The organism is Spiroplasma endosymbiont of Poecilobothrus nobilitatus, assembly GCF_964030655.1.
In the GTDB taxonomy this organism is placed as follows: domain Bacteria; phylum Bacillota_I; class Bacilli_A; order Mycoplasmatales; family Mycoplasmataceae; genus Spiroplasma.
Genome location: NZ_OZ034915.1, coordinates 846,689 through 869,990, shown reverse-complemented (window position 1 = coordinate 869,990; position 23,302 = coordinate 846,689). Strand labels below are relative to the sequence as shown.

Here is a 23,302-nt window from a genome sequence, read left to right as displayed (position 1 = left end):
GAAACAAAAAAATGAAAAAAATATTAAGTTTATTAGGCGCAATAATGATTGGGACTACTATTGAATCAAATGTTGCTGCATGTGTGCCCCCAAGAAATGGTGGAAACAATAATAATATTATTGGATACAAATTAGACTTGAATTCATTTTCTTATAATAAAATTGGCAAAAAATTTAGTTTAAAAAAAGATAATGCAATTGTTAATGATGAAATTAATTTAACTTCAGCAATTACAAAAGGAATTCAAAATTTATCCCCAGTATATTTGCCTTGAGATGAAGTTAATATTACGGTTAAATTTTTAAATGATGAATTTACTTTTAATCAAGTTTATATAAAAATGGAAGCAAAACCAGATGGAAAATCAGTAAAAGGTTCAGTAATGTGAGGAAATTTAGAAACAAAATCTTATGTTGATCTTCGACCAGATTTAAAAAATTGATTATCATTAGCATCACCAGAATTAAAGGTTAAAGATCCAAGTGAATTAGACACTGCTGCTACTAAGGCATTAGGTGGCCCATCCTTTAAACAAAATAATTTGAATGGTCTTGGTTTACAAGGAACATATCATGAAGACCAAAAACGTTATATAGTTTCAGTTATAAGCGGCCAAAGTAACTTTTTCCAAACAAGTGAAATTATTTTTAATGTTGATATGAAATAACTAATTTACCAACACTTAACAAAAATGAAAGGTACATAGTGAGGTGCTTTTATGTTAAAAATTAGAACCATTGGTACAGGCAATATTGTTAGTGAATTTATTGATGCTTGTCTTGATGTACAAGGAGTTAAAATTACTTCCCTTTATTAACGTAGTTTAGAAAAAGCTAAATTTTTTGCTTCAAAAAATAATTTATTAGTCCATATTGTAGATAATTTTGAAGATATGTTAGATTATATTGATATTATTTATATTGCTTCACCAAATGGTTTGCATTATCAACAAGCAAAGTATTTTTTGCAACAACAAAAGCATGTTTTAGTTGAAAAACCGGCAACTTTTTTTGCACATGAATTAATTGAATTAAAACAAATAGCAGAAATTAATAATTTTTTTTGATGGAAGCTTTTAAACCCTTACATTTGCCAGATTATCAAATTTTGCAAACAAATGTTAATAAAATTAAATCTTTTTTAGATTGTTTTCATTGCAACCAGTATTCAAGTCGAATGAAAGAAGTTTTATTAGACCAATATAATTCTGTTTTTGATGAGACTTTAGGAAAAGGTTCTTTATATGATGTGTTAATTTATCCCGTTGAATTACCAGTTTCTTTATTTAGACCAGTCAAAGATGTTAAAGCAATGAGTCATAAGTTAAAGAATGGTGTTGATATTAATAATGCTGTTCTTTTACAACATAGTAATAATATTTTAACTAGTATTGTTTGTTCAAAAGCATCGACAGGCATTAGTCCTAGTGAAATTTTAAGTTATGATACTACAATTAATGTTACTAATCTAACAAAATTAGAAGCAATTACAAAATATAATCGTCTCACAAATCAAACAACAGTTTTACCATTAGGATCAGAACATAATAATAAAATTAAAATGTACTATGAATTACAGTATTTTATTAATATAATAAATAGTGAGAACTATTCGGAAATGAAGCGGTTATTAGATTACTCAATTGCGGCGATTCGTGTTTTAGAAGCAGTTCAAATTAATGAAGAATAACATGGAGAATTATTAAATGAAATTAAATAAATATATTGATCATACTTTATTGAAACCAGATGCAACTATAATAGAGATTAAAAAATTATGTGCTGAAGCAAAAGAATATGATTTTGCATCCGTTTGTATTAATCCAACTTATGTTCAATTAGCGCATAATTTATTACAAGATAGTACAGTTAATGTTTGTGTTGCGGTGGGTTTTCCATTGGGTGCGAATGCTACCATAACAAAAGTGACAGAAATTTCAACGGCATTAGCCGATGGAGCAACAGAAATTGATATGGTAATGAATATTAGTCAATTTAAATCAAATAATTATGATTTAGTTCGTGCCGATATGGCAGCATGTAAAAAAGCAGCTGGGCAACATATTGTAAAAGTAATTTTAGAAACATGCTTATTATCTGATACAGAAATTATTAAAGCGTGTCAGTTAGCAGAAAAAGCAGGTCTTTATTTTGTTAAAACTTCAACAGGTTTTAGTAAAGCAGGTGCAACTATTGCCAATGTTAAACTAATGAAAAAAACAGTTGGAGAACGTATGCAAGTTAAGGCGGCTGGTGGAGTTCTTACTAAAGCTGATGCTTTAGCAATGATTGCAGCAGGAGCAACGCGAATTGGAACAAGTGGTGGAGTTAATATTATGGAAAATAAACCACATCGAACAGGTTATTAGTTGGCATAAAGCAGCAAATGGAAAATAAAAAATAATGTATTTTTTAAAAAACAAAAATTTAGAAGCAACTCTTAGTTCTCATCCATTTGAATTAATTTCATTAAAAAAACTGGCAAAGAATATATTTATCAACAAGATAGTACATGAAAAAAATCGTGACCAATTTATTTTCCAATCACAGGAAAGTTAATTAATAATGAATATCAATTAGCAGATAAAATTTATATGATAATGGGGCACGGATTTTTTCGTGCAATTACTGCTTGAAAAGTTCTTACTTATACAGCAGATACATTAGTGGTTGAATATACAGCAACAAAATAATTTTATCATCAGTATCCATTTTTGTTTGAATTGGAAGTAACATATCAATTAGAAGCAAATAAATTAATTAATAAAGTTAAGATTACTAATCTTGACCAAAAGCCATTGCCATATAATTTTGGTTGACATCCAGCATTTATTCGTGATGAGCATACTGGTAAAATTATTTTTGTTAATCCACAAATAATTACACATATTCCTGATGGCGCTTTTTTAAGTTCAAAAATGAAGACAGAAACAAATTCCCAGTTTTTAATAAATCAATATGATTTTACAACTAGCCAATGTTATGCGTTACTAAAACAAACAACAAACAAAGTTTTAATTGTTGATTCAACTCGAGAAATTAGTTTAACGACAAAAGGTTATCCAAATGTATTAATTTGAAAATGCCAAAATGATGCAAAATATATTTGTGTTGAACCATGAGATGGCCATCAAGATGACATTAATTATCAAACAATTCCGCTTGACCAAAAACCATTAATTAATAAGTTACAATCACAACAAACAAAAATATATTGTTTAGAAGTAGAATTTAAAAAATAAAACCTATTAACAAGTAAGAGGTTTTCATCAAAAATGAATATTATGTAAAAAAATACAATAAGTTAGCAGAGGGATTTGCTTGGTGTCTAAAGAGGATATTAAGCTGCTCCATATAATCTTATATTCTGGATAGGCTGCAATTATTAGGACCATAATTATATAGACTTCAAAATTAGATAAAATTATTAAGAAAGAAGGAATATAAAAATGGGAAATAAAACTTCATACTATGAAGAATTTAAAAAACAAATTGTCATGCTATCATAAAAATGGTAAAAGTATTATTAATCTAGGGCAAGAATATAATTTACCAAAACCAACTATTTATAGTTGAGTTAAAAATTATAATAATTCTGGTTCATTTAAAGCAAAAGACAATCGCACACTAGAAGAAAATGAAATAATAACTTTACGAAAAGAACTTAAAGACTTGAAAATGGAAAATGAAATTTTAAAGCAAGCCGCACTGATAATGGCCAAAAAATAACAATAATTAATAACAACAAAACAAAATATTCAGTAAGAAAAATATGTAAGATTTTGGGTTTATCAAAATCAACGTATTATTATCAAACTAATAAATGTATTAACAAGCAAGTTAATAATTATGAACAAGAAATTATCAGTGCCTTTAATAAAAGTCGCAAAATTTATGGGGCTCGCAAAATTAAAGTTATTTTAAACAGAAAAGATATCATCTTATCGCGGCGAAAAATCAGATTCTTTATGATCAAAAATAATTTGGTTTCTAAATACACCAAATTAAAATATCATAATCATAAAACAACAGTCAATAATGACCAAATTAATAATATTTTAAATCGTCAATTTAACAACAAAAAACCTAATGAAGTTATTGTTAGTGATTTAACATATGTTCAAGTTGGCGCTAAATGACATTATATTTGTTTATTAATTGACTTGTTTAATCGTGAAATAATTGGTTATAGTGCTGGGCCGAATAAAACAGCCGAACTGGTACAACAAGCTTTTCATAAAATAACACGACCATTAAATCAAATAACTCTATTTCATACTGATCGTGGTAATGAGTTTAAAAATAAAATTATTGATGAAATTTTAATAACTTTTAATATTAAAAGATCATTAAGCAATAAAGGCTGCCCTTATGATAATACTGTGGCTGAAACAACTTACAAAACTTTTAAAACTGAATTTATTAAGGGTAAAAAATTTAAAAATTTAACACAATTAAAATACGAACTTTTTGATTTTGTGCATTGATATAACAATATTCGAATTCATGGCAGTTTAAATTATTTATCTCCAGTTACTTTTAGAAAACAAATGTCTATATAAAAAGTGTCCTAAAAAGTGTTGCCATTCCATTCTTATTGTAAGAGGTTTTTCATTCTTATGTATTAGTTTATAATTTAAGCAGTATTAATTTTGGTAACTAAAGTACTAACCATTTTTTCTTCATTCTTTAGCATCATAAAAATAAATAGGTGCCACATTATTATTTAACAAATATTTTATAGTTTTGAATAATTTAAGGTTTGTATTCTGGCAACATATGGTAAACAAAAACACATCAGATTTTTTTTCATAAAAAGTTATTTCACAAGTAGTTTAAATAATAATGTTGTCAACACCATTAGTATTATTTCGCAAAAACTTGACAAATGATTTTCTTTTTTTTTTTTTTTTGATAAAGTCTTTTATTAATTTATCTTCTATTTTAGAATATGATATTATAATCAAAAATTAACTATGAAAAATTGGCCGTTTTTAATAAGTATAAAGGAAATGAAAGGGGCAAATAAATGAAAAAAATTTTAGGATTTTTAGGAGTTATTAATTTGATGGTTGCTAGCGCACCATTAACACTTGCTGCAAAATTAAATAATCTTACAGAAGAATTTGAATTAAAAACACCAATTACTAAAGTAACAGCTTTTTATTGATGAAATTATGATAAAAATACATTTACTTGAACAAAAACATTGCCGACAGGAACAAATTATAAATATTTTAGTATAATAGAATTTAAAAATTGTCGTCAAACCTGAGTTGAAGGACACAGTAGTCCTCAATATTATCATATTAACTCACCTTTAATAAAAGATAAAACCAATATTTTATTAGTAAATAATACCCAGTATGAAAATAAAATAGCAGAAACTTATTATGACTACGGTTATATTATAGTTGATTCGGAAGTAAAAAATTTAAAGTTAATTTTAAATTTAACATATTTTAATAATACTATTAAAGCAAAATTTACCGCTAAAGCTGTTGTTACAAATCCAGATCTTTTTTGTTGAGTTAAAACTCAAGAAACTTTTTATTTTAAGATTATAGTTTCTGAAAATCAATTGTAAATAAAAAACAATTAACTATTTAAAGAATGTGACAAAATAAAATGCAAAGAAAAAACTATAAAGATTGTTTATAGTTTATCATCATAATAATTTCTATTATGATAGTTTTTGTTAATACTTATTTCTTGCAATGTTTGGTAAAATTTTGTTTTAATAATTTTATTATTACAATAATTATATAAATACATACCACCAATTAGGATTCCTAAAATGGCAAAAAAAGCAATGAAAAATCATACATCTCCTGGAATTCCTAAAAAAGGAGTATGGATATTTAAAAAGAAATAGGTTTATCATTGGTTTTCAATAACCCCTGGTTAATTGCCTGGTCAAGTAAAATGGTCACCAGACAGACGACGTAATTCCCCTCTAATCATTGCATAAGCGCAATATCCTAATAGGACAAGTAAATATTTTCAAAAGTTTTTTCTAAAAAATTGTTTTAAGTTAATTTCTTGTTTATTTTCCATAAAAAATAAGATGTAAATAACAAATGCAATTGGATTTGTCATATGGTCAATAACTGTTGTAATTCATCCTATCGCACCGCCTGGTAAAGGTTGTGTTGGCAGTAATAAACAATTGTAAATAATAAAAGTAATTGTAATATAACAAGCTGCTGCTAGTGCAACTGGGCATGATTGAATTTTATTTTTATTTTCTTGATGATGGCTAATTCCACTAATTAAGAATCAGAATAAGATTCCTAGGTTTGATAAGCATGTAAAAGTTGTAAAAAAATCTAATGTATATACGGTGTAATCGCCATTATAGCGGTTCATAATATCATTTTGATTTAAAATTCCATTAATGAACTCTCATCCTAAAATAGCAAGGCCAACTATTGCAAAAAATAGTTTATAAATTTGCTTTCAAGCTAATTTTATTTTTGAAATCATTGATAACTATTTCTCCTTGTTTTTTATTTTTTTGTAGTAATTTAATATCCTGCATTACTACTATGATATTGTAGCATTGATTATTTTAAAAAATGCTTTATCAAAGCAGAAAACTTTATTAAAGTAATGTTTTTGTTTAAAAAGGTATACATTTTTATAAAAATTGGGTAAGATAATATAAACCTAAATTTATAAAAGGTTTATTAGAAGAGGTGTAATTATGTCAAAAAAAGAACTAGCAGCGCAAATTGCCGAAAAATTTACTGATGTGTTATCAAAAACACACGCAGAAGAAATTACAAATTTTGTTTTTGATCATATTAAAAAAGATTTAGTTGCTGGAAAAGAAGTCTCAATTGCAGGATTTGGTAAATTTGCTGTAACTGAAAGAGCAGCAAGAGATGGAAGAAATCCGTCAACAGGAGAAACAATTAAAATTCCAGCTTCTAAATCAGCTAAATTTAAAGCAGGTAAACATTTAAAAACTGATTTAAACAATAATTAACAATTACGAAATATTTAATTGTTATGTTAAATAGTTTATTTAACAAAGGAAGTATTAATAAGTGGCGTTTTTTGTTAAGTTATTATAAATTAATAAATTTGTCAGAAGAACAGTTAGTATTAATCATGTTGATTATGAACTGTTCTTCTTCTGATAAAAGGTTTATTACGCCATTAGAAATTGCAAATCATTCTAATTTTAGTGAAGATCAAGCAAAAAAGATGTTAGATCATTTGAAACAAGCTGGTTTTATTGATATTAAAATGAAAAAAAGTGTTTTAGAAATGGATTTATCACCAATTTTTAATAAGATCATTATTGCAATTGAAAACCTAGAATTAAATGTTGAAAAAAAGATTTTATTTGAAAAAGTAAATCAAATTTTACAGCATCCTTTAAATGAACACGAAAAAGCAACTTTAAATACTTATTTAGAAAATAAAATTTCTGATTTTCAATTAACCTTAATTATTAATAATGATCAAAATGCAAAACTAACTTTTAAAGAATTACTGAAGTTTATTGATAATTATCTTAAAAATAAACCAAAATCATTAACTAAATATAATTGATTAATTGATTAAGAATTGGTTCAAAATCAAGAAAATTAGGAAAAACTAAAAAAAGTTCATGGCCATTTTCAATAAAATATAAAAGTGGTATTTGTTTTGTTGACATTAATTTTATTCATTCTATTAATTTTTGATATGATAAAATAAAATAACGATCATAGTAATGAAAGTAAATAATAATAAAACTAATGCCATGATGATTATGAACTAATGCTAATTGTTGTAATTGATGGGTCTTAAAATTGTTTAAATTAAATTTTTGTTGATTGCTTTCTTTTGATTCAAATTCAATATAATGACCTTGATAAAGTCCATAATAATCACATCCAGTCTTTGTTTTAAAATAACTTTTTGTGATTAAATGCTGTTGTTTTTCAAGCGAGATAATATTTACTGGCCGTTTAAAAAAAGACCAGTATTATTATCAAAATATTTTTGAATAGTATAATTAAGTAAAGATTCTAAAAACATGCCACGATTATTGGGCAGATACATTTTTGTCTCCTCCTTCAATAATTAATTATCAAAAAAAGAAGTTTGTTCCTTGCAAATGAGGTGTAAAAAATGAAAACAATTAAATTACGAGCAACGGATATTATTAATAAGGAATTCCAAGTTGATTATCAAGGCTATGATCCAAATGAAGTTGATAAATTCTTAGATATGGTTGCAACAGATTATCGAGTTTTTGAAGGAATTACAGATTACTTTAATAAGGAAATCAAGTACTTGCGTCAACAATTAAATGATTTGCAAGATAAAAATGATGTTTTAAGAGCTCAACTTGATGAAACAAAAGCTCAAAAAGCCCGTTTAGAAGAAGAAGGTTTTTCAAAAGCGGATTTAATAAAGCGAATTCATAACTTAGAAGGAAAAATAAATAACGATTAGATTTATTTAATTAATTTCTAAGATATAGTATAATATATATGAGTTATAACAGAACTAGTTGCTATTAACATCCTGTTAATAGAGGAAACTCCACGCTCGCACAATCTGTGATGATTGTAGTGTTTGTGCTAATTTAATTCATAAAATTAGGCATAAGGTTACTTATGACGGCTGAAAAAAATCCTACGTTATTATTAAATAATATGGAGTTTTTTCTATAAAAGTGCCACAGAAACGAGTTTTTAAATAAATTTAAAAAATGGAACGGGTAAACCCCACAAGCGAGAAACCTAAATTTTGGTAAGGGAACTTCTTGTTTTGAAGCAGAAAAAACAAGGGGATCAATTTAATAATTGATAGATAAATAACTAGTATTTTATTTCAGAAAATAAAAAACAGAACGTGGGTTATGATGTTGTAACTTTACTAATAAAAATAGATATTAATGAATATGTAAAGAAAAGTTTACATAAAAAATAAAATTTATTTAGGATTGAGTTATTCTGTATTCAACAGGACTTAATCCCTTTAATTTTATTTGTGGTCTAATTTCATTATAAAATTTAATATATTGTGGAATCATTTTATATATATATATTCTTTGTTTCTAAAAATACGTTTTAATGTTTCAAAAAATTCAGTTTTAAAAGTTCCAAATCAAGATTCAGTATGACCATTATCTGGCGAAGATTCTCTTCGTGACATTGAGATTATTATTCCTAATTTTTTACACAAATTTGTAAATATAAAATTTGTATAATGAAATCCTTGATCAGTTTGTAAAATTCATGTTTTTGGTTTACCTGCTTTTACTCAAGCATTAATTATATTTTTTACCACAAAAGGCATATCTAGAGTTTTACTAATTTGGTAATCTAAAATTTAATTAGTATGAAAATCTTTTACTATAGATAAATAATATGTTTTGTTATTAGTAGTTAAATATGTAATATCTGTTCCAATTTTTTGGTTAATTCCAGTTGTAGAAAAATTTCTATTTAGAATATTTTCATATCTTAATTGACCAGAAAGTTTTTTATAATTGAATCTTTTTTTTCTAATTATAGCTTTTAATTTCATTTGTTTCATATATCTATATACTACTCATGGATTAAGATCTAAATCATATAATTTTTTTAGTCATAATGCAATCATATTATAACCATAGATTCTTTTAAAATTATGATATGTTGATTGAATAATATCAGCAATTAAATTATTTCATTTATTATATTTTGGTTTCCCCAAACATAATCATTTATGATAACCAGCTCTGGAAACTTTAAATATTTTACACAAAGATACAATTGTATAAATATTAGATAATTCATAAATTTTTTTATATTTATTTTTTACGCTTAGGGATAAGTACTTTGATAATTCTTCAAATTGTTTTGCATATTCATATATTTCTTTCTTTGTCATTAACTCTAATGGTTTATTGGCAACACCACGCTTTCTAGTTCCACTTTTTATTTGTGTTCCATGACCTCATTCTAAACTTTCTTCACCCTTTGCATTATATGTTTTAATTCATAAATAAATAGTATGTCATGAAAAATTATATTCCTTTGAAAGTAATTTTACAGGTTTTCCACTTTTGTATAAATTAATAATATTTAGTTTAAATTCTTTGTTGTTTTGTTTTTTCATATAAAAAACATCTCCTTAATAAATTAATAAAGTTTTAACATAATTTTCTATTTTTTATGTCTACTTTATTTTAGATGTTAATAATCTATTTTTATTTTTGTTTAGGTAGTTATAATTTATTTTTATAAAACTAATAATTTAACTTGACTTTTTATAAAAATAAATTATAATTTTTATAAATAAGAAAGGAAAAAAAATGAAAAAAAATACTAACGATGTTTTAACAGTGAAAAATGATAAGATTTGAACGCGTATTAAAAAATCAGTTTTTCATAAGGAATTATATAATCAAAGGTCAATTACGTTTAAAATTGCTTCTTCTGCGTTTTTTTTAGCTATGGCCGTTGGATTAAGTTTACTAGAGGTTTTTAGTGTTCCAACTCCTTGGGGGTCAACATTTGGTTTACGATTTTTTGATACTTTAGTAATTGTTTATTCAATTGCAATTGTTGGATTAGGATTTGCTTTATTAGAAGGAATTGCATTACCTTGAATTCATAATTTAATTGATGTGCATCATACTTGACTTGAAATGGCATTCTTTATGATTTCTAATATCTTAGTTGTGTTCGTAACTTGATTTGTTTACTACATTTTATTTAATGCTTGTCATAAAATTACTGTCCCAGAAAATGTTGATGACCATACTATTCATGAATATCATTATGTTAAAAAAGCGCATGACCATCATCATAAAATTATTAATATTAAATGAGGGAAAAAAATCTTGGCATTTACTATTATAGTACCAATATGTGCTTTAATTGAAGCAATTTCATTTTTAATTGTTGCAAAGATTTTAGTAAATATTGGTCATGCGCATCCAGATGCTGACCATGCCCATGTTCTACACGATAGTTTGAAGATATTAGCTCCGACAGGGAATATAACAAGTAATCCGATTGATTGGTCTAATCAAGTTACTGTTGCGCATGCCGGCCATGATCATGACCACGATAATAGTGGGATGGAATCTATTTTTGAGTCATGACAACATACTTTAATTTTTATCGGAATTTTCTTTGGAATTTTTACCGCTAAATATATTATAAACGCTACTTTATTTTTATTATTAGAACAACGAACAAGACAATTAGTTGATCGATATGGAATATATGTGTAAATTGTAAAAGCCAAATCATAAAAAGTTAACTATTAATTTAGTTAACTTTTTTAAGTTAATTATAGGAGGTTGAAATTTATGCGAACAAAGCAATATTTTATTTTGCGGTTGTTAGTGAAAAAGTATGGTAAAAATATTGTTATTAATACTGTCAATAAGATTACAAAAGATATTGAAATTAAAAAGTAAAAGAATAAATTATTCCGCGTAATTTATTAGCGGATAATTTATTCAAATAATGTTTTTAATGGAGCAAAGCGACAACAAGCGGAGCGAGTTTGCAAATTTCAATTTTTTAATTTATGAAAAGAGCTATATTATTCCAGTATGATTAACATGAATATTTAGTATTTTTATTTTGTTAGGTATTTTTGCGTGAATTGGTTTATCAATTTATCAAAAAATTCGCCAAATTCAAGGTAAGAAAAAAAGAAAAAAAATAATTTAAAAAAAGGAGGATAGAAAATAATGAATTTTTTAGCAGATGCAGTTACTTTTAGGGCTGGAATGGATTCTATTTCAACTGGATTAGGTAATGCAATCGGTAAAGTAAAAGATGCTGTATATGGTATTTTACCGTAATTAATGACTTTTTAGGTGATGCGTGAATTATTTTAATTCCATTTGGATTATTTATTATCATTAAGATATTAAACTTTTTCCGTCATATGGTTAAAGGATTTTAATAGAGTATATTACTCTAATACTCAAAGTATTTTAACAAAAATTAAGGCACACTAGTTTATTTATTTTTTATTAATTTATTTTATATAACTATTACTTTAAAACTTAATAGTATTTTTTGGTGTGCCAATTTTTATTATTTTATATATTTAACAATGTTAACTGGATAGGCTACAATTATTAGGACCATAATTATATAGACTTCAAAATTAGATAAAATTATTAAGAAAGAAGGAATATAAAAATGGGAAATAAAACTTCATACTCTGAAGAATTTAAAAAACAAATTGTCATGCTATATAAAAATGGTAAAAGTGTTATTAATCTAGGGCAAGAATATAATTTACCAAAACCAACTATTTATAGTTGAGTTAAAAATTATAATAATTCTGGTTCATTTAAAGCAAAAGACAATCGCACACTAGAATAAAATGAAATAATAACTTTACGAAAAGAACTTAAAGACTTGAAAATGGAAAATGACATTTTAAAGCAAGCCGCACTGATAATGGCCAAAAAATAACAATAATTAATAACAACAAAACAAAATATTCAGTAAGAAAAATATGTAAGATTTTGGGTTTATCAAAATTAACGTATTATTATCAAACTAATAAATGTATTAACAAGCGAGTTAATAATTATGAACAAGAAATTATCAGTGCCTTTAATAAAAGTCGCAAAATTTATGGGGCTCGCAAAATTAAAGTTATTTTAAACAGAAAAGATATCATCTTATCGCGGCGAAAAATCAGATTCTTTATGATCAAAAATAATTTGGTTTCTAAATACACCAAATTAAAATATCATAATCATAAAACAACAGTCAATAATGACCAAATTAATAATATTTTAAATCGTCAATTTAACAACAAAAAACCTAATGAAGTTATTGTTAGTGATTTAACATATGTTCAAGTTGGCGCTAAATGACATTATATTTGTTTATTAATTGACTTGTTTAATCGTGAAATAATTGGTTATAGTGCTGGGCCGAATAAAACAGCCGAACTGGTCCAACAAGCTTTTCATAAAATAACACGACCATTAAATCAAATAACTCTATTTCATACTGATCGTGGTAATGAGTTTAAAAATAAAATCATTGATGAAATTTTAATAACTTTTAATATTAAAAGATCATTAAGCAATAAAGGCTGCCCTTATGATAATGCTGTGGCTGAAACAACTTACAAAACTTTTAAAACTGAATTTATTAAGGGTAAAAAATTTAAAAATTTAACACAATTAAAATACGAACTTTTTGATTTTGTGCATTGATATAACAATATTCGAATTCATGGCAGTTTAAATTATTTATCTCCAGTTACTTTTAGAAAACAAATGTCTATATAAAAAGTGTCCTAAAAAGTGTTGCCATTCCACTATTTAATAATTTATTATAATATATTTTGCTGCCTCGCATTAAATTGGCATTTAATATTAGGTTCTTACCAACACCTTTTTATGAAGATTAGTCATAATGGTATATAATTCATCGGTATCTATTTTGCTTATTTTATCAACACTTAATCCATATTCAGACAGTCATTTATTAGCGTTTTTTTCATTTATGCGGGGTATTTTTTGAACTAACTTAGGACTTATTTTTTGAAGGTTTTTTTTCAATTTTTAATAAATTATTAATTGTTTCTAACTCAAGCCCTTTAAAACCTTTATAAAAATCATTGCGGGATAATTTTCCAATCGTATATAATAAAGTTTCATTATTATCTTGTTTTGTAAAATCAAATATTAATTTATCAGATAAAATCTTTTTACCTGTAACTTGTCTTACAACATCTTCTAATTTATTAGCAGTTATTACGCCTAATTTTTCAAGTAATTTAGTTTCTTTGGCTAATTTTAAAATTCTCGTTGTGCGCGCAGCGCGCGTTAATTTACCAATCCCACCAATTGCTGGTAATAAATTTAAAGCCGTACTTTTTGTGCTAACTTCAGAAGTTAAACTATCATATATTTGATTTACGGCAAAATCAGTTGCTGTTTCTACTCCAAATGAGATAAATGCTGCAGCAAAATTAGATAATCCTGCACCAAGCCCAACAGCCGAAGCAACCCCACCAGTCAAAACTGATAAACCAAGAGCTAAAACTTGAATTCCTAAAAATTCTAATAATTGTAAACCAAAACTTTTTTCTTGTTGTTGAATTGACAACCTTGTTGGCGTTTTTTTAACAGGATAAATTAGAGCAGTTTTGCTTGTTACAATTGGCATATTTTATAAAACGAAAAAGTACTATTTTTTAGTACTTAGGTATTTTTAATTTTAACATCAATCGCATTTGTTTGACCAGTAGCGTTGTTTTTACCTTCAATTTGAACTGCAACATTTTTGTCATTTGTAATATCAATTGGTCAATCTTCACATTTACTTTCGATAAAGTAATCATAATCATTTTCAGTTAAAGAACTATTTACAGCTTTAACTGCTTTTAAAACAACATCTTTAAATTGTGGTTTTAACTGTTCTGATGTTGTTTGTGTTGGAGCATCAACATGAATAGTTGGTTTATCTAATTTATTAATTTTACTAATATCAATTTTTGCAACGATATGTTTAATAATTCCTTTCGGTTCAATTACGGCTACACCTAAATATAAAACTCTTTCCATAATTAAGGTATTACCGATCCCAGTGACTAACGCCGCAGCGCCAACTCTTAATTGGGTGTGGTCTTTTTTGTGTAAAATAAGAGGGTCATATTTTTTACTAAATTTAAAAGCAATTGCATTAACACCATCAGGTAATAAACTAATTGTTCCTTCTGAACCATCTTTATTAATAATTGGTAATTTTTTTGGAACCATATAGTAAGTTGTTCCTTCAACAGACTTCATTGCCCCACTTGTTGCGATTACACTGTTTATTTGATCGTTTGCACCAAGTTGTAGTTGTAATTTATCACGAATTCCACGAATAAAATCAGCTGAACATAAAACAATTGTTTCTGATGGGGTAAAGCCATTTTAATATATTTTATCCATAATTTCATCATGAATTTGTAAAGCATTTGTATCATCTGCTTTTTTACCTTGAATAGTTGTAACTTTTCCGTTATTAATAATATCTAAAATTTTGTTACGTTTATAAGCAACTTCTGTATCCATTGCTTGTTCAATATCGGCGGCCCAAAGATTAGGATTAAATTCGCTTTCTACGGGGTCTAATTTACGAGCAAAAGTTAAAATTCTATCTAATTCAACAATTCCATCTTCAAATTCAACTGTTTAATATTTTAATAAATTATCATCAGTATTAAATACTTCTCCGTTTGATCCTAAACCTTCATTATATTTAATATTTTTCTTTCTTTTATATGTTAAGCCAAATTTATTGGCTTCTTTTCAAGCAAATAGTGCCTCTCAACTAAATTTTTGTTGATAAGTTTGTAAATATCATTGATCAAATGATTCACGATCATTTTTTGTTGCTTGATTAACAATATCACCAAAAATTCTTTGTGGATTTTGTGCCATAGTTTTATTCCTCCTTTCTATTTATTAAATACATTATCTTCATCGATAATATTATTTTCGTTGTTTTCTGTTTTTTGTACGCCGCCGGTATTAACGATTTGTACTTTGATTAATTCATCATAAACACTTTGTAAGTGTGTTTTAATTACTTCAATATCATCGTTAATATCATAAGATTTTAATAAGACGTTTTTAAATTCTTCATTATCAGTTAAAGAATTATTAAAATTATTAATTTCAATTTGTTTTAATTGTAGGGTTTGTTGTTATAATTGTGAAATTAATTTAGTGTTTTTTGTTTGTAATTCGTTGATTTGCTGATTGCTATTTTCTAAATTACTTGCATTAAATTCAGTAATTTCTTCAGAATTCTTTTTTAATTTTGTAGAAAAATCTTGATGAAATAAAAAAAATCATCAATATGATAACTTTAAAAGAAAATTATATAAACTTTTAATATTGTTATTTAACTTTTTTATACGTTAAAATATAATGCCGATGATTGTTGGTTTGGCGTTAAACCTTTATGCTGGTATTTTCATTTTCAGAGATTTAAATAATTTTGAATGTTCGTGAAACCTAAGCCATGATAATGAATTAAGGATTCTTTAAGATTTGATTGTAATTTACTAATTTTATTTAACTTCCGATAACTAGCATCAGGATTTGTACTAGTTTTAGTTGCTAATAAAATAGAATTTGTTTGTTTTGCTACTAATAAATATAGTGGTTGCATGTCAGAAATAATAATTGAATTTTCTTTGATTAATTGTTTATTAATATTTTCAATAATTCACTGTTTTTGTAATCGTTTTGTGTTGGTTGATTTAACATAAATATTATTATTGCTATCAACAGCCATTTGAACACAACATTTAGTGTTGGTTGAAAATGAATCAAGATGAATTTTTCTTTTATCAAATTTATCTTTAAAATTACCTTTGTGGATTTCTTTAATAAATGTTTCATCGATTTGAATTTGGCCATTTAACGTTTTAAATTTTAATTGGGTGTTTTCTAATTGTTTTGATTTCATTATTTTTTGGCGATTATATCAAGAGGTTTTCGGTGATGTTTTAATAAAGTGGGAAATCATTTTACTAGATTGGCATAATAATGAAATTTGAATCAATAAATTTCACTGTTCATAATTTAAATGACTTCAATACGTAAAATGATCACGAAAAGCATCAAAACTAGCACGACATTTTTTGCATAAATATTTTTGTTTTCCTTCAGGATTATGACCATTTTTAACACAATAAAAAGATTGACAATTGGGACATTTAATACCTTTATCCCTAAATTTTTGTTCAATTTCATTTAAGCGTTTTTGTTTTTTAATTAATTCTGCTTCTTTTTTGACTTTTTCATGAAATTCTAAAAATTGATCATCTGTTAAACTATTTATTAATTCTTCAATTATTTTTTCCATTAATTATTCACCTCTTATATTAAATATCAAGATTTTTCTACAAAATTAAAGGAAAAGTTTTATTTTTTTGATATAATACACTGATAAGAGAGCAAATATTAAGCTCGCATTTTTTAAGAAATAAGGTGAGGTTATGGGGAAAATTAAAGAATTAATTGATATTAATAAAATTGAAAAGAATTTAGATTACAATGAATTACATAAAAAAAATCAAACTCGTAAACAAGAAACGCCATTAGAAATGATGAAACGAATCAAGGAACCTCGAATTGGTTTTTTTAAGTTAGTTGCAATTTATTACCGTCGTTATTTATTACGTTCATTTACAATTTTATTTGCATTAGTACTAAGTTCAACTTCAATTGTCATAATGACTTTTTTAATTAGCCAATTAATGAGTGAAATTTTATTTGAATTTGGAGATGATCCAAATTTAGTCACAACAGGCTTACAATGATATATATGATTAATTATAATTGGCGTTGATTTAATAATTGCCGTGATTACAACAAATATTCGTGAACGAGTAGGTGGAATGCTAGGGCGGAATATTGAAATTGATGTTCGTAATGCGGTATTAAATAATTTAGTTAATTTAAACATTGGTTATTATTCTGATAAAAAAATTGGAGAAACAATGACTAAATTAATTAATGATACACAAGTTATTGGGGATGAATCACAATTAACCCCAGCTAACTTAATTAGTATTCCAATTATATTTATTGGTAGTGCAATTTCATTATTAAATATTGATTGAAAATTAGCATTGATTTGTTTAGGAACAACAGCATTATTCATGATTGCTGTGGCAGTAACTTTCCGTTCACAAGCATCAGAAACAGAAAATGTTCGTGCTAAAATTACAGATGTTAATGGAGATGTGACCGATCGAATTGCATCAATTGCGCTAATTAAAGCAACAGGGACAGAAGAATATGAACGTGTTCGCTTTGAACAAATTCATAAAGAATATTACCGTGTTAATCGTCGTTTAAATCGTATTCAAGCACGAATGACAACAATTATTATTTTATGTGCATTAAGTTTAACGGTGATTGTTGTCTTAGCAAGTATAATTTTATATGGTAATAAAGGAGCAGAACATACTAATCGTATTATGAAAATTTTGCCATCCTTTATTACGGGTGTTAATACTTTGGCATTTCCAATTTGAACTTTAACTGGATTAGTTCCAGGATTAGCACGTGCAACAGCTTCAACAAAACGAATTATTCAATTAATTCGTGTTGATACAACCATTGATCCAAACCGTAATGCGCCTGAGGTACAAGAAGTTAAAGGCAATATTATTTTAAAAGATATTGTTTTTGAATACCCTGAAAAACCAGGTGTTATTATTTTACCTAAAACAACAGTTACGTTTGAAAAAGGAAAAAGTTATGCTTTTGTTGGAGAAACTGGAAGTGGTAAATCAACAATTTCAAAATTATTATTACGTTTCTATGATCCAACGAGTGGGGAAGTTATTGTTAACAACACTAATTTAAAAAAATTAAATTTAGCAAGTTATTTAACACATGTTGGTTATGTTGAACAAGAACCAAAAATTTTATTTGGGGATGTGATTTATAATCTTAAATACGGAATGTTTAATGCAACGGATGAAGAAGTAGTTGAAGCTTGTAAAAAAGCCAACCTGCATGATTTAGTAATGGGTTGAAAAGATGGTTATAATACTATTTTAGGAGAACGAGGGTTTATGTTATCAGGTGGTCAAAAGCAACGCCTAGTTATTGCCCGAATGATTTTAAAGAACCCACAAATTTTAATCTTAGATGAAGCAACAAGTGCTTTAGATAATATTGTGGAAAAAGAAATTCAAGCTGAATTAGAAAAAATTATGGTTGGTAAAACAACAATTTCAATTGCGCACCGATTAAGTACAATTAAAAATGTTGATCAAATTTTTGTCTTAGGAAAATGGCAAGGAATTATTCAAAATGGTAAGTACGATGAGTTAATTGCAGTTGATGGCCCATTCCGCGACCTTCATCGTGCTGGTAATCAGGGCAAATAAAAAAGTGTTTATAAAAAAGACTTCACAAGACTGCGCCCAAAAAAGTAAGCAAAATAAAAAAAGATTTTGTTAAATTTTTATAGGGGGTGCATTTTTATATGGCAAAAAAAGGACAAAAATATAACAAATATACATCAGAATTTAGAACAAAAATCATTGAGAAAATTCTTTAATTTTGTAGAAAACTCTTGATATTTATAAAATATACCTAAAATTAGGTATATTCTTAATATAAGAGGTGAATAATTAATGGAAAAAATAATTGAAGAATTAATAAATAGTTTAACAGATGATCAATTTTTATAATTTCACGAAAAAGTCAAAAAAGAAGCAGAATTAATTAAAAAACAAAAACGCTTAAATGAAATTGATCAAAAATTTAGGGATAAAGGTATTAAATGTCCTAATTGTCAATCTTTTTATTGTGTTAAAAATGGTCATAATCCTGAAGGAAAACAAAAATATTTATGCAAAAAATTTCGTGCTAGTTTTGATGCTTTTCGTGATCATTTTACGTATTGAAGTCATTTAAAATATGAACAGTGAAATTTATTGATTCAAATTTCATTATTAGGACAATCTAGTAAAATGATTTCCCACTTTATTAAAACATCACCGAAAACCTCTTGATATAATCGCCAAAAAATAATGAAATCAAAACAATTAGAAAACACCCAATTAAAATTTAAAACGTTAAATGGCCAAATTCAAATCGATGAAACATTTATTAAAGAAATCCACAAAGGTAATTTTAAAGATAAATTTGATAAAAGAAAAATTAATCTTGATTCATTTTCAACCAACACTAAATGTTGTGTTCAAATGGCTGTTGATAGCAATAATAATATTTATGTTAAATCAACCAACACAAAACGATTACAAAAACAGTGAATTATTGAAAATATTAATAAACAATTAATCAAAGAAAATTCAATTATTATTTCTGACATGCAACCATTATATTTATTAGTAGCAAAACAAACAAATTCTATTTTATTAGCAACTAAAACTAGTAAAAATCCTGATGCTAGTTATCGGAAGTTAAATAAAATTAGTAAATTACAATCAAATCTTAAATAATCCTTAATTCATTATCATGGCTTAGGTTTCACGAACATTCAAAATTATTTAAATCTCTGAAAATGAAAATACCAGCATAAAGGTTTAACGCCAAACCAACAATCATTGGTATTATATTTTAACGTATAAAAAAGTTAAATAACAATATTAAAAGTTTATATAATTTTCTTTTAAAGTTATCATATTGATGATTTTTTTTATTTCATCAAGATTTTTCTACAAAATTAAAAAGAAAATTAAAGACGTCCTGTACGATGAACCGGCAAAAAACAATTCTTGTGAGATTGTTTTTTTATTTTTCTATTAAAAAAATAAATTTATTTGCATTATTCATCGGATAGTATCTTTAAATTTAGAACTTTTATCATAAAAACAGATGTTATTCTGTTTTCCCTACACAAAATAAATGATATTTTTATAAATTTCCTTTCAATAAAGGTATTATCCGATGAATAATGCAACGTTTAAAACTTAATATTTTGATACTTAAAGAATGGATAACTCATCTATGGCGCGAAGCCTTAAAGAAAGTGTGAAAGCGAATGGATTTATTCCTATTTATTTCTTTAATTATCGGCAAGATTAATCACTTGCGAAATGTCAGAGCGCGTGTTTTTGGCTTGTTTTAATAAAAAGATTACTGTTAAACCGAAAAAACAAAAATATCGGACACTAAAAAAACAAGATGGTTGGAGCTCCAAAAGGTTATTTTATTTATATAAAGTTGTCTAGGGGTGGATGAAACGTAATTAATAACTGGGTAAACTTTTTTTGTTTATTTCCGTAGGGGGATAAACTCTGTCTAAATATCCTACCGCCTCCGCTCACCCACAAAGTGAAGCGGGCGGCGAAGTAAATAAATACTAAAATACAAAATACATTATTTACTAAATATCAAAATATTAACCAATAAAAAAATATTATTTTTTTACAGAAAGGAAAATATTTGATGAAAAAATGAAATAAAAAAATTGAAAGTAAATTACAAGAATTAATGATACGATCTTATCCAGTTTCAGTAGATGAAATAACTGATGAATATTGAGCATTAGGCAAAACTAATTAATGAAAGGATTACGTATAATGTGCGATGAAGTAGGGCAAAATGTCTGGAATGGCAACACTTTTTAGGACACTTTTTATATAGACATTTGTTTTCTAAAAGTAACTGGAGATAAATAATTTAAACTGCCACGAATTCGAATATTGTTATATCAATGCACAAAATCAAAAAGTTCGTATTTTAATTGTGTTAAATTTTTAAATTTTTTACCCTTAATAAATTCAGTTTTAAAAGTTTTGTAAGTTGTTTCAGCCACAGCATTATTATAAGGGCAGCCTTTATTGCTTAATGATCTTTTAATATTAAAAGTTATTAAAATTTCATCAATGATTTTATTTTTAAACTAATTACCACGATCAGTATTAAATAGAGTTATTTGATTTAATGGTCGTGTTATTTTATGAAAAGCTTGTTGGACCAGTTCGGCTGTTTTATTCGGCCCAGCACTATAACCAATTATTTCACGATTAAACAAGTCAATTAATAAACAAATATAATGTCATTTAGCGCCAACTTGAACATATGTTAAATCACTAACAATAACTTCATTAGGTTTTTTGTTGTTAAATTGACGATTTAAAATATTATTAATTTGGTCATTATTGACTGTTGTTTTATGATTATGATATTTTAATTTGGTGTATTTAGAAACCAAATTATTTTTGATCATAAAGAATCTGATTTTTCGCCGCGATAAGATGATATCTTTTCTGTTTAAAATAACTTTAATTTTGCGAGCCCCATAAATTTTGCGACTTTTATTAAAGGCACTGATAATTTCTTGTTCATAATTATTAACTTGCTTGTTAATACATTTATTAGTTTGATAATAATACGTTGATTTTGATAAACCCAAAATCTTACATATTTTTCTTACTGAATATTTTGTTTTGTTGTTATTAATTATTGTTATTTTTTAGCCATTATCAGTGCGGCTTGTGGATAGGCTACAATTATTAGGACCATAATTATATAGACTTCAAAATTAGATAAAATTATTAAGAAAGAAGGAATATAAAAATGGGAAATAAAACTTCATACTCTGAAGAATTTAAAAAACAAATTGTCATGCTATATAAAAATGGTAAAAGTGTTATTAATCTAGGGCAAGAATATAATTTACCAAAACCAACTATTTATAGTTTAGTTAAAAATTATAATAATTCTGGTTCATTTAAAGCAAAAGACAATCGCACACTAGAAGAAAATGAAATAATAACTTTACGAAAATAACTTAAAGACTTGAAAATAGAAAATGACATTTTAAAGCAAGCCGCACTGATAATGGCTAAAAAATAACAATAATTAATAACAACAAAACAAAATATTCAGTAAGAAAAATATGTAAGATTTTGGGTTTATCAAAATCAACGTATTATTATCAAACTAATAAATGTATTAACAAGCAAGTTAATAATTATGAACAAGAAATTATCAGTGCCTTTAATAAAAGCCGCAAAATTTATGGGGCTCGCAAAATTAAAGTTATTTTAAACAGAAAAGATATCATCTTATCGCGGCGAAAAATCAGATTCTTTATGATCAAAAATAATTTGGTTTCTAAATACACCAAATTAAAATATCATAATCATAAAACAACAGTCAATAATGACCAAATTAATAATATTTTAAATCGTCAATTTAACAACAAAAAAACCTAATGAAGTTATTGTTAGTGATTTAACATATGTTCAAGTTGGCGCTAAATGACATTATATTTGTTTATTAATTGACTTGTTTAATCGTGAAATAATTGGTTATAGTGCTGGGCCGAATAAAACGTCCGAACTGGTCCAACAAGCTTTTCATAAAATAACACGACCATTAAATCAAATAACTCTATTTCATACTGATCGTGGTAATGAGTTTAAAAATAAAATCATTGATGAAATTTTAATAACTTTTAATATTTAATATTAAAAGATCATTAAGCAATAAAGGCTGCCCTTATGATAATGCTGTGGCTGAAACAACTTACAAAACTTTTAAAACTGAATTTATTAAGGGTAAAAAATTTAAAAATTTAACACAATTAAAATAAGAACTTTTTGATTTTGTGCATTGATATAACAATATTCGAATTCATGGCAGTTTAAATTATTTATCTCCAGTTACTTTTAGAAAACAAATGTCTATATAAAAAGTGTCCTAAAAAAGTGTTGCTATTCCAATATTAAAATTTATTCATAAATTTAATTTTTTATTAAATATTATATAAATTTTAACAATTATATTTTAACATAAAATATAAAAAAATACTTTAATTTT

General features: G+C 25.8%; 25 protein-coding genes, 1 other RNA gene and 4 pseudogenes. 18 read left to right on the top strand and 12 right to left on the bottom strand.

Going from position 1 to position 23,302, the window contains the following annotated elements; genetic code table 4:
• Positions 1 to 11 precede the first annotated feature (11 nt).
• The 7 genes and pseudogenes from AAHM76_RS05050 (at position 12) to AAHM76_RS05020 (ending at position 5,587) form a co-directional block, all read left to right on the top strand.
• Positions 12 to 668 carry a hypothetical protein gene (locus tag AAHM76_RS05050; RefSeq protein ID WP_342255584.1) on the top strand — a complete coding sequence of 219 codons (657 nt, stop codon included), beginning with the start codon at positions 12 to 14 and terminating at the stop codon, positions 666 to 668.
• A 156-nt stretch (positions 669 to 824) separates the two neighbouring features.
• Positions 825 to 1,145, top strand: coding sequence for a Gfo/Idh/MocA family protein (locus AAHM76_RS05045; RefSeq protein ID WP_342256842.1), 321 nt, complete (start codon positions 825 to 827; stop codon positions 1,143 to 1,145).
• A gap of 32 nt (positions 1,146 to 1,177) precedes the next feature.
• Entirely contained in the window at positions 1,178 to 1,690 is a 513-nt protein-coding gene (locus AAHM76_RS05040; RefSeq protein ID WP_342255583.1) for a Gfo/Idh/MocA family protein, read from the top strand.
• 16 nt (positions 1,691 to 1,706) lie between these two features.
• Positions 1,707 to 2,369 (top strand): deoxyribose-phosphate aldolase, encoded by a 663-nt coding sequence (deoC, locus tag AAHM76_RS05035; RefSeq protein WP_342255582.1) that lies wholly within the window; start codon positions 1,707 to 1,709, stop codon positions 2,367 to 2,369.
• A gap of 345 nt (positions 2,370 to 2,714) precedes the next feature.
• Entirely contained in the window at positions 2,715 to 3,242 is a 528-nt protein-coding gene (locus AAHM76_RS05030; RefSeq protein WP_342255581.1) for a hypothetical protein, read from the top strand.
• Between the two features lie 207 nt (positions 3,243 to 3,449).
• Positions 3,450 to 4,562: pseudogene (locus tag AAHM76_RS05025) on the top strand (IS3 family transposase).
• A gap of 467 nt (positions 4,563 to 5,029) precedes the next feature.
• Positions 5,030 to 5,587 carry a hypothetical protein gene (locus AAHM76_RS05020; RefSeq protein ID WP_342255580.1) on the top strand — a complete coding sequence of 186 codons (558 nt, stop codon included), beginning with the start codon at positions 5,030 to 5,032 and terminating at the stop codon, positions 5,585 to 5,587.
• A 317-nt stretch (positions 5,588 to 5,904) separates the two neighbouring features.
• On the opposite strand, the gene AAHM76_RS05015 is transcribed toward AAHM76_RS05020, so the two are convergent.
• Positions 5,905 to 6,486, bottom strand: a complete 582-nt coding sequence (locus AAHM76_RS05015) for a Pr6Pr family membrane protein (RefSeq protein WP_342255579.1) — start codon at positions 6,484 to 6,486, stop codon at positions 5,905 to 5,907.
• A gap of 220 nt (positions 6,487 to 6,706) precedes the next feature.
• Here AAHM76_RS05015 and AAHM76_RS05010 point away from each other — a divergent pair, with 220 nt between their 5' ends.
• Together AAHM76_RS05010 and AAHM76_RS05005 are read left to right on the top strand one after the other, a co-directional pair.
• A complete protein-coding gene (locus AAHM76_RS05010; RefSeq protein ID WP_342255578.1) occupies positions 6,707 to 6,991 on the top strand; it encodes an HU family DNA-binding protein in 285 nt (94 codons plus the stop codon).
• Positions 6,992 to 7,014: 23 nt separating this feature from the next.
• Complete coding sequence (locus AAHM76_RS05005; protein ID WP_342255577.1) at positions 7,015 to 7,575, top strand: DnaD family protein; 561 nt, start codon at positions 7,015 to 7,017, stop codon at positions 7,573 to 7,575.
• Here the strand turns inward: AAHM76_RS05005 and AAHM76_RS05000 are convergent.
• A complete protein-coding gene (locus AAHM76_RS05000; RefSeq protein ID WP_342256841.1) occupies positions 7,550 to 7,921 on the bottom strand; it encodes a Holliday junction resolvase RecU in 372 nt (123 codons plus the stop codon). The genes AAHM76_RS05005 and AAHM76_RS05000 overlap by 26 nt on opposite strands.
• A gap of 206 nt (positions 7,922 to 8,127) precedes the next feature.
• On the opposite strand from AAHM76_RS05000, the gene AAHM76_RS04995 reads away from it, so the two are divergent.
• A complete protein-coding gene (locus tag AAHM76_RS04995; protein WP_342255576.1) occupies positions 8,128 to 8,454 on the top strand; it encodes a DivIVA domain-containing protein in 327 nt (108 codons plus the stop codon).
• A 46-nt stretch (positions 8,455 to 8,500) separates the two neighbouring features.
• Positions 8,501 to 8,869: RNase P RNA component class B (rnpB, locus tag AAHM76_RS04990), an RNA gene on the top strand.
• A gap of 72 nt (positions 8,870 to 8,941) precedes the next feature.
• On the opposite strand, the gene AAHM76_RS08570 is transcribed toward rnpB, so the two are convergent.
• From AAHM76_RS08570 to AAHM76_RS04980, 3 genes are read right to left on the bottom strand one after another with little or no spacing between them, the layout of a single operon-like run.
• Positions 8,942 to 9,004: a hypothetical protein gene (locus AAHM76_RS08570; RefSeq protein ID WP_425289470.1), complete on the bottom strand. Its 63-nt coding sequence runs from the start codon at positions 9,002 to 9,004 to the stop codon at positions 8,942 to 8,944.
• Entirely contained in the window at positions 8,989 to 9,294 is a 306-nt protein-coding gene (locus tag AAHM76_RS04985) for a hypothetical protein (protein ID WP_342255575.1), read from the bottom strand. Before AAHM76_RS04985 ends, AAHM76_RS08570 begins: the two co-directional genes overlap by 16 nt.
• A gap of 42 nt (positions 9,295 to 9,336) precedes the next feature.
• On the bottom strand, positions 9,337 to 10,107 hold the full coding sequence (locus tag AAHM76_RS04980) for an IS3 family transposase (RefSeq protein ID WP_342255574.1): 771 nt from the start codon (positions 10,105 to 10,107) through the stop codon (positions 9,337 to 9,339).
• A gap of 196 nt (positions 10,108 to 10,303) precedes the next feature.
• Between AAHM76_RS04980 and AAHM76_RS04975 the strand changes: the two genes are divergently transcribed.
• From AAHM76_RS04975 to AAHM76_RS04970, 3 genes and pseudogenes are all read left to right on the top strand, one after another.
• Positions 10,304 to 11,230 carry a hypothetical protein gene (locus AAHM76_RS04975; RefSeq protein WP_342255573.1) on the top strand — a complete coding sequence of 309 codons (927 nt, stop codon included), beginning with the start codon at positions 10,304 to 10,306 and terminating at the stop codon, positions 11,228 to 11,230.
• A gap of 319 nt (positions 11,231 to 11,549) precedes the next feature.
• Positions 11,550 to 11,678 (top strand): hypothetical protein, encoded by a 129-nt coding sequence (locus tag AAHM76_RS08565; RefSeq protein ID WP_425289469.1) that lies wholly within the window; start codon positions 11,550 to 11,552, stop codon positions 11,676 to 11,678.
• Positions 11,679 to 12,158: 480 nt separating this feature from the next.
• A pseudogene (locus tag AAHM76_RS04970) lies at positions 12,159 to 13,270 on the top strand (IS3 family transposase).
• A 241-nt stretch (positions 13,271 to 13,511) separates the two neighbouring features.
• On the opposite strand, the gene AAHM76_RS04965 reads toward AAHM76_RS04970, so the two are convergent.
• The 5 genes from AAHM76_RS04965 to AAHM76_RS04945 form a co-directional block, all read right to left on the bottom strand.
• Positions 13,512 to 14,153 carry a hypothetical protein gene (locus AAHM76_RS04965; protein ID WP_342255572.1) on the bottom strand — a complete coding sequence of 214 codons (642 nt, stop codon included), beginning with the start codon at positions 14,151 to 14,153 and terminating at the stop codon, positions 13,512 to 13,514.
• A 35-nt stretch (positions 14,154 to 14,188) separates the two neighbouring features.
• Positions 14,189 to 14,776: a hypothetical protein gene (locus AAHM76_RS04960; protein WP_342255571.1), complete on the bottom strand. Its 588-nt coding sequence runs from the start codon at positions 14,774 to 14,776 to the stop codon at positions 14,189 to 14,191.
• Positions 14,777 to 14,905: 129 nt separating this feature from the next.
• Complete coding sequence (locus AAHM76_RS04955) at positions 14,906 to 15,046, bottom strand: hypothetical protein (RefSeq protein ID WP_342255570.1); 141 nt, start codon at positions 15,044 to 15,046, stop codon at positions 14,906 to 14,908.
• Between the two features lie 120 nt (positions 15,047 to 15,166).
• Entirely contained in the window at positions 15,167 to 15,415 is a 249-nt protein-coding gene (locus tag AAHM76_RS04950) for a hypothetical protein (protein WP_342255569.1), read from the bottom strand.
• Between the two features lie 475 nt (positions 15,416 to 15,890).
• A complete protein-coding gene (locus AAHM76_RS04945) occupies positions 15,891 to 16,850 on the bottom strand; it encodes an IS1/IS1595 family N-terminal zinc-binding domain-containing protein (protein ID WP_342255568.1) in 960 nt (319 codons plus the stop codon).
• A 133-nt stretch (positions 16,851 to 16,983) separates the two neighbouring features.
• Here AAHM76_RS04945 and AAHM76_RS04940 point away from each other — a divergent pair, with 133 nt between their 5' ends.
• The 3 genes and pseudogenes from AAHM76_RS04940 (at position 16,984) to AAHM76_RS04935 (ending at position 19,971) form a co-directional block, all read left to right on the top strand.
• The gene (locus AAHM76_RS04940) at positions 16,984 to 18,891 is read left to right on the top strand and encodes an ABC transporter ATP-binding protein (protein ID WP_342255567.1); all 1,908 of its coding nucleotides are present in this window, start codon (positions 16,984 to 16,986) and stop codon (positions 18,889 to 18,891) included.
• Between the two features lie 336 nt (positions 18,892 to 19,227).
• Positions 19,228 to 19,341, top strand: a pseudogene (locus AAHM76_RS08560) (hypothetical protein); the annotation flags it as partial.
• Positions 19,342 to 19,443: 102 nt separating this feature from the next.
• Entirely contained in the window at positions 19,444 to 19,971 is a 528-nt protein-coding gene (locus tag AAHM76_RS04935) for a transposase (protein WP_342255566.1), read from the top strand.
• 1,139 nt (positions 19,972 to 21,110) lie between these two features.
• On the opposite strand, the gene AAHM76_RS04930 is transcribed toward AAHM76_RS04935, so the two are convergent.
• Complete coding sequence (locus AAHM76_RS04930) at positions 21,111 to 21,323, bottom strand: IS3 family transposase (RefSeq protein ID WP_425289468.1); 213 nt, start codon at positions 21,321 to 21,323, stop codon at positions 21,111 to 21,113.
• Positions 21,324 to 21,377: 54 nt separating this feature from the next.
• A complete protein-coding gene (locus AAHM76_RS04925; protein WP_342255564.1) occupies positions 21,378 to 21,890 on the bottom strand; it encodes a DDE-type integrase/transposase/recombinase in 513 nt (170 codons plus the stop codon).
• 164 nt (positions 21,891 to 22,054) lie between these two features.
• On the opposite strand from AAHM76_RS04925, the pseudogene AAHM76_RS04920 reads away from it, so the two are divergent.
• A pseudogene (locus AAHM76_RS04920) lies at positions 22,055 to 23,174 on the top strand (IS3 family transposase).
• Positions 23,175 to 23,302 lie beyond the last annotated feature (128 nt).